Origin of the sequence: Flavobacterium sp. LHD-85 (assembly GCF_030929595.1) — a bacterium.
Lineage (GTDB): Bacteria > Bacteroidota > Bacteroidia > Flavobacteriales > Flavobacteriaceae > Flavobacterium.
In genome coordinates this window covers 1-896 of the sequence record NZ_JAVFVR010000037.1, presented here as the reverse complement: position 1 = coordinate 896, position 896 = coordinate 1, and the positions used below count along the sequence as shown (strand labels likewise).

General features: G+C 41.3%; 1 protein-coding gene. It reads left to right on the top strand.

Translation table 11 applies throughout. The features are described from left to right. Positions 1 to 510: 510 nt before the first annotated feature. Positions 511 to 896, top strand: a 386-nt coding sequence (locus RB618_RS23675) for a reverse transcriptase N-terminal domain-containing protein (protein ID WP_308071092.1), incomplete at its 3' end; no start/stop codon positions are given.

Genomic DNA, 896 nt, shown 5'->3' with positions numbered 1-896 from the left:
GCCTAACAAGCTGTACGGGCTTCACCTCTATAGGTGGGCTTAACTTTTAATTAATTCAGTGAAATGCTGATGTTGGCGGCTTATCCAACAAAGTCCATCCGACCCTTAACCTGCCCAAGAGAACAGGGAATGGGAAGCTCGGAGAAAAGTCAATCCTATGGAGCGATGCTATAGAGAAAGATGGGACGAACCGAATATGATAGCCTTGTTAAGGTATCGTGAGCATGCACGCTGTACCCACATCGTATGGTGCAGTCCTCCAGTCAATAGGAACCCAATCTGTTTGAGGGTATTCATAAGCTTATACAGGACTGGCGGTATAGAGAGGAATCTAAGTTCGGGTAAACATTGATTAAAGGAACGAGGAAACCGATACATCATTTTGCTAATGCAATAAATACTCTTGGATGAATATGATGTATTGGGTAGGAACAACGACCAAGCGAAAGCCGATTGGCTACGGTCAATCGGATATGCCAAATTCGTTGTGGATTTAACAAAAGAATACAAATGAAAGTAACCAAAATGCTGAAAGTAAACAGATGGGAAAACATTGACTGGAAAACAGTAGAACTAAATGTGTTCCGAAAGCAAAATCAGATGTATCGGGCAATGCTCGCAGGTAACATCACTGAAGTAAGGAGATTACAACGTGATTTATTGAGAGACCCGTATGCCAAATTACTGAGTGTCAAACGTGTTACTTCCGATAATACAGGAAAGAACACGGCAGGTGTAGACAAGACAATAATCCGAAACAATAAAGAAAGAATGTCTCTTGTCCAAAGGATGAACCTTAATAAAGAATATCAGGCAAAACCTTTGAAAAGAACCTACATCCCGAAATCGAACGGTAAATTAAGACCGTTAGGTATTCCTACAATTGAGGACAGGGC